The organism is Spirochaetales bacterium (genome assembly GCA_016930085.1).
Lineage (GTDB): Bacteria > Spirochaetota > Spirochaetia > SZUA-6 > JAFGRV01 > JAFGHO01.
In genome coordinates this window covers 1-15,120 of sequence record JAFGHO010000134.1, presented here as the reverse complement: position 1 = coordinate 15,120, position 15,120 = coordinate 1, and the positions used below count along the sequence as shown (strand labels likewise).

Sequence of the window (15,120 nt, the reverse complement as noted above, 5' to 3'; positions counted from 1 at the left end):
CGCTTTTCAATCAGCCGCCGAACACATCCCGGTACCAGCCGGTATCCATGCCGTAACGTTCCATTGCAAAGAGTAAAATTTTATTGATAAGCCGTTCATACGGCAGCCCGGCGATTTCGGCGGAAACCGCAAAGCGGTAGGTCGGATCGATTCCGGCGATGGGATTTAGTTCGATTACGAACGGATTGCCGCCCCGGTCGACCCTGATCTCGAGTCTGCACCAGTCGCGGCATTCCAGCGCGTTGTACGATCGGATCGCGAGACCTGTCAGCATTCTTTCCGTTTCCGTGTCGACGCGTGCGGGACATTCATTCGTCACCTTCGGGTCCGGTATTTCGTATTGCCTTTCCGAGAATATATCGAGAGGCTTGTCAGGTACGAAAATGGTAATCGACCGTTCACCGTGAAAATGAAACTCGATGAGGGGAAGGCAGACGGGCGGGGTATTGCCGATGATCGGTATACCGAACTCACGTCCCTCGATAAACTCCTCGACCAGGACGGGCTCGCGGTAAATATCAAGAAGGGAGGCGACCTGTTTCCGCAGTTCCTTTTCATTGTCTACAACCGACGCGTACGAAAGGCCCATGCTCGAACCTTCGTTCGATAGTTTTGCGATAAGCGGAAACCGCAGGTTCCGGACGAGTGAGTCCCGGCCCGACCGGAAAACCTGATAGGCGGGAGTCGGAATACCATAGGAAAGAAGGATCTCTTTTGTCCGGACCTTACTCAGGCAGATGGCGAGTGTCAGGGGGCCCGAACCGACATAGGGGATACCGAGCATCTCGAGAATCGCGGGTACATGGGATTCCCGCGATTCGCCCCTGATGCCTTCGGCAATATTGAAGACGATATCGAGGTGTTTCCGGTGCCGTTTAATAGTTTCGACGACACCTTCGTCCGCCTCGATGGGAATGACCGAATGGCCGCCCTCCTTGAGGGCATTCACCAATGCGTCGATCGTCTCCCCGGTGTCGAACTCCGCGATGGAATCGATCGGCTTGTCCCCGATCGCATCTTCATGGATGAGGTTATAGGTAAGCCCGACTGCCGCCATTATATTTTCTCCCGAATGTATAAGCGATACGCCGGTTCTTCATATCGTCCAGAATATCGATGAGTACATCCCCGAAATAGTAACGGATATCGTCCCGCGCGCTTTCGTAGACCGTACTGCCGCCTTCGGTCTTGCAGGCGATATCGAACCCCTCGTTTCTCAGTTCGTAACCGGCCGTGAGGACATTCGTTTTTTCTCCGATTCTGTTGACTTCGACGGGGAAAATGCAGCAGGCGAAAAACTTCAATTCCCTGTAATCGATTCCGCGCTCGAGACAGAACGAATGAATACCGCATCCCCGTGTTTCACGATTTTTGAAAACACACATCCCGTTCATTATCGGCGTATAACATCCGATTCCTCCGGGATAGCAGGGGTCTTTTTCGAACGCAAAATCATCCCACTTGATATCCTTGAATCGTTCGGATTCCCTGAAATTTTTTAATTTTTCGAATGCGACGATGTCCATGATCGCGCCGCCCGAACAACAACGGTCACGGCAGTCCGTTCCGATACACCCGGCCGAGGGATAGGGGGTGGTAAAAATATCGGTATCGACATTGATGACAACCGGTAACCCGTATCGCGACGGGAAAGGTTGGGAGAGTTTCAGCACCATACAACGCACCTTTCAACACTGATTTGATATAAATGCATACTATATTTTAAAGACATACTGCGGAATAAGTTTCGCGACAATCTCGATGAGTCCCGTTTCCAGGGCGCGGAGAACGACCGTTCTTCCCCGGTATTCATAGGGCAATTCACGTACTTCAGAAATGATTTTTTTACCTCTGTCATTCTGCATTTCGACATCAAAATACCTCTCGTCATCGATTTCGATGACTCTGTTGACACTCAACACGTCGGGAAGGTTGTACCCGCCCCCGTGCGGAAAGATGTTCGCGTTGAGAAGCCGCTCATAAACACCCAGCCTTTTTGAACGCTTCTCGAATCCAAGCAACTCGATGCACTCAGGTCTCAGACTTCTGCATCCCGAAACCAGATATGCGGGAAGGTCCCCCCGCAGCGCGAGTGGGAAAAGCCTGTCGTCGTTTCTGTATTGATTGCATCCAAGGAGGATCTCATTCATGTGAGAAAGTCCCTGGTGGCATTCATTCGAAATGACCGTAAAGTTTTCAAAGAGTATCTTCGCCGCCATCTCGCGTTTTTTCTTTGAAAATGCTTCGGCTACCTGATATGTCTCATAATACCTTTTCGCAGCGTCTCCGGTGAGAATATAAAATTGTCCGAACGGCGTGTCAATCTCCCCGGCAATTTCCTTTAGTTTTTTACTCTTGTCGTAATACAGTCCGAATCCCCTTGCGTTGTCTCCGTTGAACTCACCGGCGGACCCGTGAATGATAAACGCGTGAGTCGGCAGACGGATACCTGTTTTCGCCACCGGCTTGACGAAAAAGAGATCGATAAAATGGTTGCTTTTGTAAAAATCCCACTGGACCTCTATCCCGTCGATAACGGTCGTTTCCTTGTCCATCCGGTGCAGCCGTTCAAGCAGGGTATTGATCGCGGGGAATGATTCGAGTCCGCCCACGAGCATTCCGCACGCGTTCGGCTTTGTGTTCAGGATAACGAGTTCGTCATGACCGCTTCCCCAGGTAATCTTTCCACCATACCCGAAACCGCTTTTCCATCTAGTCGTATTCCTTGTTATGGTCATATCCGGGGTGGTGATGAAGGTGGCATCCGGAGGAAGACCGATTTGCTCCTGGATATAATGTATTGCGGCAATACCGTATACCGAATTTGCCCTGCATAACTCAGCGCCGCTGTCGTTCAATCCGATAAAAAAACAATGCTGCTTTGCCCGCTTCAGCATTTCTTCTTTTGTCATAACCGCCTCCTCCCTTTTCCAGTATTATTCGTTTTACCCGCTATTTCAAGCCATTTTAAGCTATTTAAAGCCTATTACACTCCTTGAAACCACGGACACACACCGTACAGCTCTTTCAAACTCTTTCGTGTAAAAGGTATTATTTTTCTAAGAAATTAGTCTGCCGCGGCATTTTCTGCCGCAGCAGACTGTACACACTTTTTTTCATTGTTCAGAAAAGCACCGGGACACTCTCTGTGGCACAGCTATATTGTCGCTTTCCCTTCTCATGCAAGACGCCGATTCGACGATACCGTCGATAAGCTCCTTGTAGGTCATCCCGGCAAACGAACAGATCATGGGAAGGTCCGAATGGGTCGGATTGAGTCCAGCAAGCGGATTGATTTCCATGACACAAGGTATCCCATCCCGATCCTGCCGGAGATCGATCCTTCCGGCATCGCGGCATCCGAGCGCCCGCCAGGTTTTTAGCGCGGTAGCTGCGGCAGTTTCCGCGCTCAGATCGGAAGAAAGCCTGTAGGTGACGAGTGTCTCGCACTGTTCCTTGTTGACATACGAATACACGTGCCGTTCGGCCATGTTATTCAATATGACTTCAAGAACGCCGATGACCCGCGCGTTTTTCCCCGTCCCGAGAATCCCGACGGTAAACTCCCTTCCCGGTAAAAATCCTTCGACAATCACCGGCTGCCTGAATTTTTGCAGAAGACCGACACACTGGACGGCAAGTTCTTCCTTCGAATTGATCATCGACGACGAGGTAACGCCCTTTCCCGTTCCTTCGGCAACGGGCTTTGCGAAAAGTGGAAAAGGAAGCGTTATATCATCGATATCGGATTCGTCGCCCACGACGGCAAACTCCGGCGTAGGAATCCCGAAGTCACGGATAACATGTTTCGCCATTCCCTTGTGCAGACAGACCGAAAGCAGAAGCGGATCCGAAAAGGTATAGGGTATATCATACATTTCAAGGATTACCGGAACCTGCGCTTCACGCGCGTACCCGCTGAGTCCTTCAGCGATATTGAACACCAGATCCCACCGTTCTCCCATTGTCAGCCGGCGCATCAGTTCCCTGACGTTCCCGATCCGTACAACATTGTGGCCCAGTACCGCGAGCGTATCGGCAATCGAGTCGACCGTCGCGGAACTGTCGAACTCTGCGGTCTCTTCCTCGGAATATCCCTCAGCAAGATACTCTTCCCGGAGATCATAGGTAATTCCTATTACCATGGTTCTTCTCCTTATCTCAAACGAGAACTATCCTGTATCCCAGAGTTTAACAAACCCTGTCCGGATACACGTAGGTATTGTGTTTGTAATTGCGCAATACGTAATGCTTGTCCGATACGGCCACACAATAGTCCGGCAACAGCGGGATTTTGCCCCCCCCGTTCGGCGCATCGATGACATAATGGGGGACGGCCATACCTGTCGTGTGTCCTCGCAACCCCTCGATGATCTCGAGTCCCTTTTCCACCGGTGTCCGGAAATGGCTTGATCCTGGAACGAGGTCACACTGGTAGAGGTAGTACGGCTTTACCCTTGTTTTTAGTAATCCCTGCATCAACGCCCGCATTGTCACGCTGTCATCATTGATTCCTGCAAGAAGAACGGTCTGGCTACCCAGGGGTATTCCTGCATCGGCGAGACGTGCACATGCCGCTTTCATTTCAGGGGTGAGTTCATCCGGATGCATCGCGTGTATATTAATGTAAAGCGGATGATACTTCTTAAGTATCCTCAAAAGACCTCCGGTAACCCTCTGTGGAAGGACGGCCGGAATCTTTGTCCCGATTCTGATAATCTCGACGTGATCGATATCTCTCAGGCGCGAAAGAATCCATTCGATACGTTCATCGGGAAGGGTGAGGGGATCGCCGCCGGAGACAAGGACATCCCGTATCGCCGGGTTGTTTTTGATATACTCGATTCCCAGGTCCCAGCGTTCTGCGAGGTTGCATTTTTCCGTCTCTTTCGAGACAAGACGGGAACGGGTGCAGTACCTGCAGAAGGTCGAACAGAAATTCGTGACAAGGAACAGGACCCTGTCCGGATAGCGGTGAACGATACCGGGTACCGGACTGTCAAGATCTTCTCCAAGCGGGTCTTCGGTTTCGACATCCATGATGAGTCTTTCGGAAAAGACGGGCACCACCGCTTTGCGCAGCGGTTGGCCGGGATCATCGGGATCGATGAGGCTGAGGTAGTAGGGCGTAATACTGATTGGAAAAGCGGACACATCCGTTGCGAAGAATTTTTCCTCGTCATCCGAAAGGTTGATGTACATCTTCAGCGTTTCCATGTCAATGATGCGGTGCTTAAGCTGCCAGCGCCAGTTGTTCCATTCCTTCTCAGGAACATACGGAAAAAACCGGTCCCTGAATAGCCGGGCTTTTTCATTCACGGGAAACGATGCAACAGACTGTCCTGCAATATCATTGCTTATAGGCGGGCTTTTGGAAACAGGCGGGATTGGACTTATGAGTGATAGCTTGAACGCCACACTCATATTACCCGGAGGCTCTACATCTTCATTCGGAGGTTTATCGACCTCCGTTGTGTAAATGTGCTTTCTCATTTGCACACTCCTTGAAAGAGGATATACCTGCAAAATTTCAGGCTGATGCAAAGATAATACTTTTTCGAACAATGTCAAGAAAAAAAAGTATAAAAAAAACAATATTTTTTTTGGCCGCCGGAGGCGGTTCTGCATACAATGCCCTTGACTTTTTACCAAAAAGAGATAACATTTTTCTACGCTTGAAAGGCGGCGATTTGCCGGACAAAAATGAGGAAACGGACGTGTCGATGTTTCGTATCAGAAGAATTTACGACGATATTCTCCCCGTCAACAAGCACACACTGACACAGGTCGCGGCTATCCTGAGGGACCGCTTCCCGGCAATCTCGGATTACGAAGTATCGTCGCTTGCCGATCATCTGAAAAATCCCATGAAATACAGATACCGGTCAATCCTTTTTGTCTCCGATGATATGATGGGGAGGGTAAAAGGATTCGCCCTTCTCAATCATTATCCCGATCTCAATTTCATCTACCTCGATTACGTGTCGACCTCGAAAACCGTAGCGAGGAGAGGAATCGGCGGGGCACTTTACGAACGAGTCCGCGAAGAAGCACTCACCCTGAAAGTGCTGGGAATCTTTTTCGAATGCCTTCCCGATGATCCTGAGTTGTGCAAAGACCCCGAGTTACTCAAGCAGAACAGGATGCGGCTGAAATTCTATGAACGCTACGGCGCTTTTCCCATTGCCAACACAACGTATGAAACGCCGCTGACGCCGGACGACGACAATCCGCCTTATCTCGTCTTTGACGGACTGGGCAAACACCCGGTCCTTCACCGCGACCTTGTGAAACTTATTGTCACCGCCATCCTGGAACGCAAATATTCGGGTATCTGTCCTCCTGATTATATCGATGCGGTCCTTTCTTCTTTTAAAGACGAGCCAGTTCAATTACGAAAACCGCTCTATATAAAAGAGGAACACCCGGTGACGGTCGCCGTTACGATACCGCAAGACAAAAAAATCGTGCTTGTCATAAACGACAAACACGATATCCATCATGTACGCGAACGGGGGTATGTCGAGGTGCCGGTCAGGATCAGGAGAATTGCGCAGAAATGCCTAACGAGCAACCTTTTCAGAAAAATACCCGTAAAGCATTTCTCCGAGCGCCATATCACGGCGATTCACGAGGCCCGGTTCGTCCATTATCTTCGCGATGTCAGCAAACATCTCAAAGCCGGCGAATCGGTCTATCCCTATATTTTCCCCATACGGAACAAGCGGCATTTGCCGAAAGACCTGATTTACCGGGCGGGCTATTATTGCATAGACACCTTCACTCCGATCAATGCACATGCCTATATTGCCGCGAAACGTGCGGTCGACTGTGCGCTGACCGCGGCGGACGAACTCTGCCGCGGCGACCGAATCGCGTACGCCCTTGTCCGCCCCCCCGGACATCACGCGGAACGCAATACCTGCGGAGGATTCTGTTATTTCAATTCGGCGGCGGCGGCCGCCCATTTTTTAAGCAGACTCGGTAAAGTCGCAATGCTCGATATCGACTATCATCACGGCAACGGCCAGCAGGATATTTTCTACGAACGGAATGACGTTCTCACTATCTCAATTCACGGTCATCCGTCTTTTTCATACCCGTTCTTTTCCGGATTTGAAGATGAAACCGGGAAGGGCGCGGGTGAGGGCTTCAATATAAATATGCCGCTTCCAGAACATATAAATTCCGGTCTCTATATCGATTGCATCAAGCGGGCGGTGGAAAAAATATCCCGGTTCGATCCTTCCTTCCTCATCGTGCTTTTAGGACTCGATATTTCACGGGGCGACCCCGTCGGCACATGGGAAATCGTACAGGAAGATTTCGAGGTAATCGGTGAGATGATCGGGAGTCTTGACATTCCGACACTGGTCGTCCAGGAAGGCGGCTATAACACACGGCATCTGGGGGCCAACGCGATGGGCTTTTTCAAGGGACTCTGGCACGGTATATACCCGTCATAAGCCGGTAAACCGGGCGGGGAAAATGGGTCACATATATAGTCTCTCGAACTCCTCAATATGTTCCCCGATTCCTTTCCGGACGTCAAACAGATATAGCCGCATGGCCGCCCGCTTTCCCTCCTCACGGAGAAACCGCAAGCGTTCCATAATCCTGAAATAACGCAGTTCATAACCGAGTTCTTCATTAAAAAGGGTTTTTACCGTCCTTATATATTCATCCGCGTGGTTCAGGATAACGGGACATTCGTCCGACGCCGGTGTTATCAGGTACGTGACACTCTCCGTCTCAAAATCCATCTCCCTCCCCGCCGGGGCCATGGAACAGACAAGCGGTTTATGTGAGGGGTGAAGAAGACAGTATCCCGTTACCGTTTTCAGGCATTCGTCGTAATCGTTTCGCAGAAACGGGCAGAATAAAAACGGTCTTTTTTTGAACCGGATATACGCCATGGGCATATCGTGCTGCCCCGCTTCACGGATGACGAGACGCTTTTCGAAAAGTCGCGCCGTCGATGTATATCCGCAGAAGACTGCCATTTTTTCAAGGTCGTAGGGGTTAAGCTGTATCCGAGTGTTTCCGCGGCAGCAATTTCCGCAGCATTGACAAGGGAAGAAAGCGCGACAATCCGTATGAGCCTCCGGTTCTTTTACCGTGTGCATGCGAAGTTATTTCCCTGCCCGCGCATCAGAAACGATATTACCGTCCGAGCGTGATTGCCCTAACGCCGAAATATCATACAACTCGAAATTCGCATCCTGAAAATTGGTAAACGCACAATATTTTCCGTTATTGCTGACATCGAGTCCCGTCGGCTGGTTTCCTCCCTGAATCGTTGCAACACATTCCTTTGTTTCCGTGTCGAATATCATGACTTTTCCGTCCAGGGGACTTCTGAGTGTATACCGCTTCTCATTGTTCGGCCCCCTGCACGAGACAAAGAGATACCGGGCATCGCCGGAAATATCGATCGTGTTCGGATTATGGAACACCTTGTACCGGTGCAGTATCTCGAAGCTTTCACAGTCGATTTCATACACTTCGCAATGGTACATGTTGCTGACAAAAATACGCCTGTCATCCGGCGCAATCACTATATGCCGCATCGCTGCCCCGCGCTTGTAAATCCTGCCGTCTTCCGACCAGTCGTCTGTTTTATATTTAAAAATGAATCCGCCGTCAAAAGAGGCGATATATAGATACCGAGCATCCAGGGAAAACGCAAGCCCTCTCGGTGCTTTCGGTATGTCGATCTTCCTGATCACCTTGCCCGTTTCATACTCGATGATGGATACATCATTCGAACACCAGTTCGAGACGGCAAGCAAATCGAGCCGGTCGGAATAAGCGATGACCTTTGACCATGAACCCCCGGATTTGATCGTGCGTTTGTATGCCACCGTACCGTCGGTTTTCACATCATACTCATAAATTTGCGCCGGTCCCATTTGGGACACGAAATAGCAGTGATATTTCTCGATAAAAATTCCTTCCACGAATCCGAGTTTCCGTGCCCATTGGTCCGGCCCGACGAGACAGGTTATCGCTTTCTTTTCCATATCGAATATCTGAAACCCCTGTCCTCCGAGCAGCGTGATATAGAGGTATCTGTCGTCCGGCGAGAATGTCACCTGTTTCGGCGCTCCCCCGCAGGAGAAGATGCCGATCTGATTGACGAAAGGAACCTGCCGTTGATACCGTAGAAGAAATCGATCCTCTTTTTTTATGTCAAGACCGATCGATTGAACGGGACCGTCTTCTTTAGTGAGTTCAAGGGTGTGCCTGCCGTGAGTAAGAAAGCCGTTAAAAGGGAGGACACCGCTGCTTTCACCGTCGATCGTGTATGCTATCCAGTCTTCCGTCGCATCGATACTCACGTCGTATTTCTTTTTCTCAAGCTCGATGACAATCTCTTTTTTCGCAAATATCGATTTATTTTCAAACCTGCCGGAAACAGGCAGATATCCTTCCTTTTGAGCCAGCACTTCTATCGTCTTGTCTTTCGTGCTGTATTTCCCGGCATTCTCAAATTGATTACCGTCGACCAATAAAAGCGCGTCTTCCGGAGTCACCCGGATTAAAAATGAATATGTGCATGTACAAAGGAAGGAAAAAGAAAAAATAAGGAAAAAGAACGTCTTTATCATATGTTTCATACTATAAAGATATAGAGAGTACCTGTTGCAATGTCAAGATACTCCCGATTATTTTGAGGCCGTCAACTAAAAACGGAACATATTCAAGCGTCCTCCGGGAAAGAAATCATTATTGGAAACGAGGCCTCCCGTCGTAATAAAGCGTGGCTGCTGATATAGTTATTCCGGAGACAGTGAATTCTTATTTCAGTGACCGTGTGGGGGACGGTTCCGGATAATATTCATACCCTGAAATCAGTATATCATTCCGGTAAAGGGCGATTCTGTTATGTTGTTTGTAACCGGTAATCGACGGATCAAAAGAAAAATCGTCCGCCTGGTTGTAATTACTCCAGTCTCCCTTGTTGATACGAACCAGTATCTCACCGGAATTGCCGCCGGGAGCTATGCTTACCATTGCCGCCGGTGAAAAGGTGATATCCACATACCCGTAGGAAAAGGAAAGATTGACCAGTTGACTGCCGATCACCGCGTATTCGACAAGATAGAATTCATCCTTCGCACCGTCATTTGTATAGAAATAACGTACTTTTAACTCATGAAGCGGAATCGTTTCCTGGCCTGCGTTCACAATCATGATATGGGGTTTTATCATGGGGGATTCGGTCCTTGTTTCACCGCATTTATAGACGACATACAATTGTGCATGTAACGAGAAAACCGAAAGGAATAGTACAAGTATAACTAACACCGGTATTTTCTTCATGACGCATATCCTCCAAATATTCCTTTTAGTAATATAATCCGTATATCTTCTTATTCCCATTATACACCATATAGCGTGAAAAGGCAATCGGAAATATAAATTTACCCGTACTTCCTGCAAGCCGGCCGCCTTTTCCGGCCATGTTCACCACCTCATTACCATACGGCAGTCTGAACGGATCTGCCGAATACCAAAAAAAAAGCCATCATGCTGCTTTTCCCTATTCAAACCCCTAACGTCGGATCAGAAATGCCTTTTTTTAAGTATTTCAACGATCGTTCTGTCAGATTCTGCAAAATCGAACGAATCAAAATCATCCAGGGTGATCCATCGTATTTCCTGATGCTCATGAAGTTTCAGTTCACCATCAAGGTACTCAGTATAATACGCCATTAGTTCGTAGTCTTTGTCCTCATTTGAAAATCTGTGTGAACCGATAAACTCCCCGACTGTTATCGCAATATCAAACTCTTCATGTATTTCCCTGACAAGTCCTTCCTGCGGTGTTTCGCCCGCTTCCACTTTGCCGCCCGGAAACTCCCATTTATTTCCGAGACTTCCCCCCTTTTTTCGCCTGGCGATGAGAAACTTGCCATCTTTAACAAATACAGCTGCCGATACCTTTTGCATAGTATTTTAGTTTTTAGTATGCAGATCGATCTCATTATGTCAATTCATTCTTTATGAAAAAACCACACCGCCCGGCCCCTTATTTTGCCGGAGAACGGGCTTTATCCTTGACTGAACCGGTCTTTTTTTCATATAGTAGCTTCCTATGAACAATATCCTTACCGCCACGATCAACCGCGTTAAAGCCAATCAGGACAACTTCTCCTGGCTCGTTCCCTTTTTCGTCCTTGTTGTCTGGACAATTGTCGTATTCATTACCATTTTTACGACCGGGTTTCATCCATTCGACCTCTGGCTTGTCGCATCGATAATTTTCCGCTTGAGTATTATCGCATCGAATCTTTATTTTTTATGGAATCTTTTCATTCTCGAAAACAGGCATCTTTACCATACGCTGAAAACCTATACCGGTTATTGTATTCTTGCGGTTTATATCGGCTTTTCCCTTCCGAGACTTTCGTGGGAAATGAACGGACTGATAACGGAATCCCGCGCTTTCATGCTGTGGGTTTTCAGTTCCATTTCGAGTCTTCTCCCCTTGATACTTTATTTTTTATTATGGAAGAAAAAAACCCGGCTTTCATGGGGGATCATAACGGAAGAAGAGGCGAGGGAGAAAAAAACCAAATTCAAAGTTCAACGTTCCATGAAGCAGATGGTCATCGAAAACGTTCATGTGTTCATTCAGGCAATAATCATCGTTATCCTCATTCAACACTTTGTATTTCAACTCTACCTTATCCCGTCCGAATCGATGGTACCTTCGATCTTAGTCAATGACAGGGCCCTTGTCACGAAATTCCTTTCCGGTCCTTCCATTCCGCTTACCGACTGGAGATTCCCTGCCATTCAAAAACCGCATCGCGGCAGCATCGTCGTCTTCGAAAGCCCCGACTACAAACAAACATCACTGCTGAAAAAAATTTTCCAGCACTTCGTCTTTCTTGCGACCCTTTCTCTTGTCGATATCGATCTTGATGAAAACCACCAGGTAAGGAAGCGGTTTATCGTAAAGCGCGTTATCGGAGAACCGGGTGAAAAACTCATGATGCTTGACGACAAGGTATATATCAAAATACGGGGGGAGTCCGATTTTATACCGATCGATTCCGTCGACCGAATGGGCCCTTATGCCCATACGGACCTCTATGACGAAATAAAGGAAATAAGAAAGGAGATAAAGTACATCCCCGTAACACGGGAAACCAGAGAAATCCTGACCGCATGGGACAATAAAAAGAAACTTCTATCAATCGATATACTTGAAAAGGATATTGCGTATCTCGTCGATACGATACAAACGATCCGGTCAAACGGCGGAAGAGAATTGTTTGAGTATTTCACCATGTGTCTCGAGGAGGTTCGTGTCTTCAACACGGCAAACCCTGTTTCTCGCCTTGACGTGTTTCATGGTTCGGAAATCGAACATTTTGAAGAATGCGAGGTAAGGAGTGAATACCATGTGTATAAAAAATATTTCTCACCCGATAATAAGGAAATTAACTATTCACATGAACCGCTATCACCCTATTCCCTTAACGGGAAAAAACTGAGTCTTCTCTTTCAAAAACTCTGTCTCGAAAAATTCAAACGGTATCTTGAACTTATCGTCGAGAATACATTGATCGCCGCCATATGGGAAGACGCGGCGCTTGTGGCGATCCTTGAAGAATTGAATGATTTTTATATTTACATCAGATATTACGATGAAAGAAATTTCCCGGAATTTCCAGCCGCTGAGAGCCAATATATCCCGGAAGACCACTACTTTCTTATGGGTGACAACAGATATCATTCATACGATTTCCGATTTTCCGCCCAAAACGAAAAACCGACAAGGATCGATAAAACAGATCCGCATTCGTTTGTTTATTACTCAATGCTCAATCCCCATCTGCTGGAAGAAAAAAAGATATTGGGGCTTGTCGTTGCCCGGCTCTGGCCTTTTAGCAGGTTTGGAACAATTGACTAAAACTACCCACCCCCATTGCCGGGGTTATGGTGTAATGCCTTATCCGCTTAATATCCTAGAACCAAACCCCTCCTATTATTCGATAATTTAAAATAGGTTATTTACACGTTTATAATATAGGAGATTCCCCTATATAAATATCAGTATAACACTGATTGTATTGTGAACAAAAAAGAGATACTTTAAACATGATATAATAAAACAAAAGGTATAGTGGTAATAAGTGTATTCGATAGTCCGGAATAGAGGCATTATCCTTCTTCCGGCTGTCTGCTTTAAATGTAAATAAAAAAAGGAGGTGGACATATCGGAGAAACCAGTCTTCATCCAAAATAACGCCATGTAATTGAGATTGACCTTAACACCGTCGAAGTTTTTTGGCTTTTTGATAAAAACCGGAGAGGTTGTGCGCCAATCTCGATTACGAACAAACAGAACATTAATTTTATTAATTTAAACATAACAAAATATAAAAGAGGTTGGAGGAAAAAATGACAAAAATAAAGGTATTCTTTATTGTAATGTTATTGTGTATTGTATCGTTATCGGCATTCGGGCAAAAGGTACAATACAGATGCGGTGATTATAACGCACCACTCGATAATCAAATTAAACCCCATTTAACCATTATCAACACAGGGCCAACGACATTGTATCTTTCAAGGCTTACTGCGCGATATTATTATTCAAAAGATACCGTTTCCCGGGAAATGTTTTATGTCGATTACGCCCGTATCGGTGGAGGAAACGTAACGGGTACCTTCTCCGCTGATTATATCGAGATAGGTTTTACTTACGTAGCAGGGATTCTTTATCCGGGACAATCGACCGGAGACATACAGCTGCGATTAAACAAGGTGGATTGGTCAGCTTATAACGAGAACAACGATTATTCATACGATGGATCGCAGACCTCTTATACGGATTCGGAAAAAATCACCCTGTATCTTGACGGAAACCTTATCTGGGGAATCGAGCCCGGCAGCCAGGAGCCGCCGGCGGCAACAGAACCGCCAGAAATAATTCCGGCGGAACTTCCCACTCCCCAGCCGGGAAGCATGGCCTTTATTGAAACGGACGGAATGATTGTCATGGAAACCGAAAGCTTTACCGGAAATATCGCCGGTACCGGTTCCTATGCCGATTTTTCATGGATTGAACAGCCAGACAGCCTTTCAAGCGGCGGTATATACATGTATGCGTCGCCGAACTCGGGTATCAGCTCGGCGAACTCAACCGATGCTCCCAAAATGGAGTACCTCATAAACCTGACATCGGACAATGCCGTATGGTACGTGTGGGTATTGAGAAAGGGATTTTCGGCAAGCGACGACTCATGCGGAACCGGTTTTGATGACGGAACAAAATACGAATGGCATTACGGGACTTCATGGTCATGGTCATGGGTAAAAAGCGGCCAAAATTACAATCTACCGGCAGGATATCATACCTTCAATCTCTGGATGAGAGAAGACGGGGCCACTATCGATAAAATCATCCTTACAAAAGACAATCTTTATTACCCCACCGGCACAGGACCGGATGAAACACCGCAGGAAGGAACCGAACCAACCCCCGCACCGACACCGCTTCCGACAGATGTTTCGACACCGGAACCGACAAACGAACCGGGGATAGTTTCGGTGGCACTTCAATACAAATGCGGCGATCTTAATATATCAGACCAGCATATCAAACCCCACATCCATATTGTCAATACCGGTACAGCGACAATCGAACTATCGGAAATGACCATTCGCTATTACTATTCGAATGAAAGCACCTCAGGTGATGTGTTTTATGTCGATTATGGGGCTATTAACAATAATTATATAACCGAATATATAGCCAATAATGTCACAGGTACATTTTATGACGGGTATCTTGAAATCGGTTTTACACCCGAAGCCGGTGTCCTCGAACCGGCAATCGATACCCTGGAAATCATGGTTCGCATCAATAAAGAAGACTGGAGCAACTATGACGAAAGTGACGATTATTCGTGTGATATTTCAAAGACAACGTATACCGATTGGGACCAAATTCCTGTTTATATAAACGGAACACTCGTTTATGGTCAGGAACCTTCAGTTTCGACTCCGGTCCCGACAGCAGAACCGACAGCAGAACCGACAGCAGAACCGACAGCAGAACCGACAGCAGAACCGACAGCAGAACCGACAGCAGAACCG

At 47.4% G+C, this 15,120-nt stretch carries 12 protein-coding genes; 3 read left to right on the top strand and 9 right to left on the bottom strand.

Features of this window, described 5'->3' with window-relative positions:
- Positions 1–10: 10 nt before the first annotated feature.
- The 5 genes from JW881_22085 to JW881_22065 all read right to left on the bottom strand — a co-directional run bounded on the left by JW881_22085 (position 11) and on the right by JW881_22065 (position 5,493).
- On the bottom strand, positions 11–1,057 hold the full coding sequence (locus tag JW881_22085; protein MBN1700217.1) for a hypothetical protein: 1,047 nt from the start codon (positions 1,055–1,057) through the stop codon (positions 11–13).
- A complete protein-coding gene (locus JW881_22080) occupies positions 1,032–1,676 on the bottom strand; it encodes a hypothetical protein (protein ID MBN1700216.1) in 645 nt (214 codons plus the stop codon). The genes JW881_22085 and JW881_22080 overlap by 26 nt, the downstream gene beginning before the upstream one ends.
- A gap of 39 nt (positions 1,677–1,715) precedes the next feature.
- Entirely contained in the window at positions 1,716–2,912 is a 1,197-nt protein-coding gene (locus JW881_22075; GenBank protein MBN1700215.1) for a hypothetical protein, read from the bottom strand.
- A gap of 204 nt (positions 2,913–3,116) precedes the next feature.
- Positions 3,117–4,145, bottom strand: a complete 1,029-nt coding sequence (locus JW881_22070; protein ID MBN1700214.1) for a D-alanine--D-alanine ligase — start codon at positions 4,143–4,145, stop codon at positions 3,117–3,119.
- A 46-nt stretch (positions 4,146–4,191) separates the two neighbouring features.
- The gene (locus JW881_22065; GenBank protein ID MBN1700213.1) at positions 4,192–5,493 is read right to left on the bottom strand and encodes a KamA family radical SAM protein; all 1,302 of its coding nucleotides are present in this window, start codon (positions 5,491–5,493) and stop codon (positions 4,192–4,194) included.
- Between the two features lie 197 nt (positions 5,494–5,690).
- Between JW881_22065 and JW881_22060 the strand changes: the two genes are divergently transcribed.
- On the top strand, positions 5,691–7,466 hold the full coding sequence (locus tag JW881_22060) for a histone deacetylase family protein (protein ID MBN1700212.1): 1,776 nt from the start codon (positions 5,691–5,693) through the stop codon (positions 7,464–7,466).
- 27 nt (positions 7,467–7,493) lie between these two features.
- Here the strand turns inward: JW881_22060 and JW881_22055 are convergent, their stop codons facing one another.
- From JW881_22055 to JW881_22040, 4 genes are all read right to left on the bottom strand, one after another.
- Positions 7,494–8,003 carry a hypothetical protein gene (locus tag JW881_22055; GenBank protein MBN1700211.1) on the bottom strand — a complete coding sequence of 170 codons (510 nt, stop codon included), beginning with the start codon at positions 8,001–8,003 and terminating at the stop codon, positions 7,494–7,496.
- A gap of 129 nt (positions 8,004–8,132) precedes the next feature.
- Entirely contained in the window at positions 8,133–9,512 is a 1,380-nt protein-coding gene (locus JW881_22050) for a hypothetical protein (protein MBN1700210.1), read from the bottom strand.
- 289 nt (positions 9,513–9,801) lie between these two features.
- The gene (locus tag JW881_22045; protein ID MBN1700209.1) at positions 9,802–10,326 is read right to left on the bottom strand and encodes a hypothetical protein; all 525 of its coding nucleotides are present in this window, start codon (positions 10,324–10,326) and stop codon (positions 9,802–9,804) included.
- A gap of 243 nt (positions 10,327–10,569) precedes the next feature.
- Complete coding sequence (locus JW881_22040) at positions 10,570–10,956, bottom strand: (deoxy)nucleoside triphosphate pyrophosphohydrolase (protein ID MBN1700208.1); 387 nt, start codon at positions 10,954–10,956, stop codon at positions 10,570–10,572.
- Between the two features lie 145 nt (positions 10,957–11,101).
- On the opposite strand from JW881_22040, the gene lepB reads away from it, so the two are divergent.
- On the top strand, positions 11,102–12,928 hold the full coding sequence (lepB, locus tag JW881_22035; protein ID MBN1700207.1) for a signal peptidase I: 1,827 nt from the start codon (positions 11,102–11,104) through the stop codon (positions 12,926–12,928).
- Positions 12,929–13,419: 491 nt separating this feature from the next.
- On the top strand, positions 13,420–15,120 hold a 1,701-nt coding region (locus tag JW881_22030), incomplete at its 3' end, for a PT domain-containing protein (GenBank protein ID MBN1700206.1).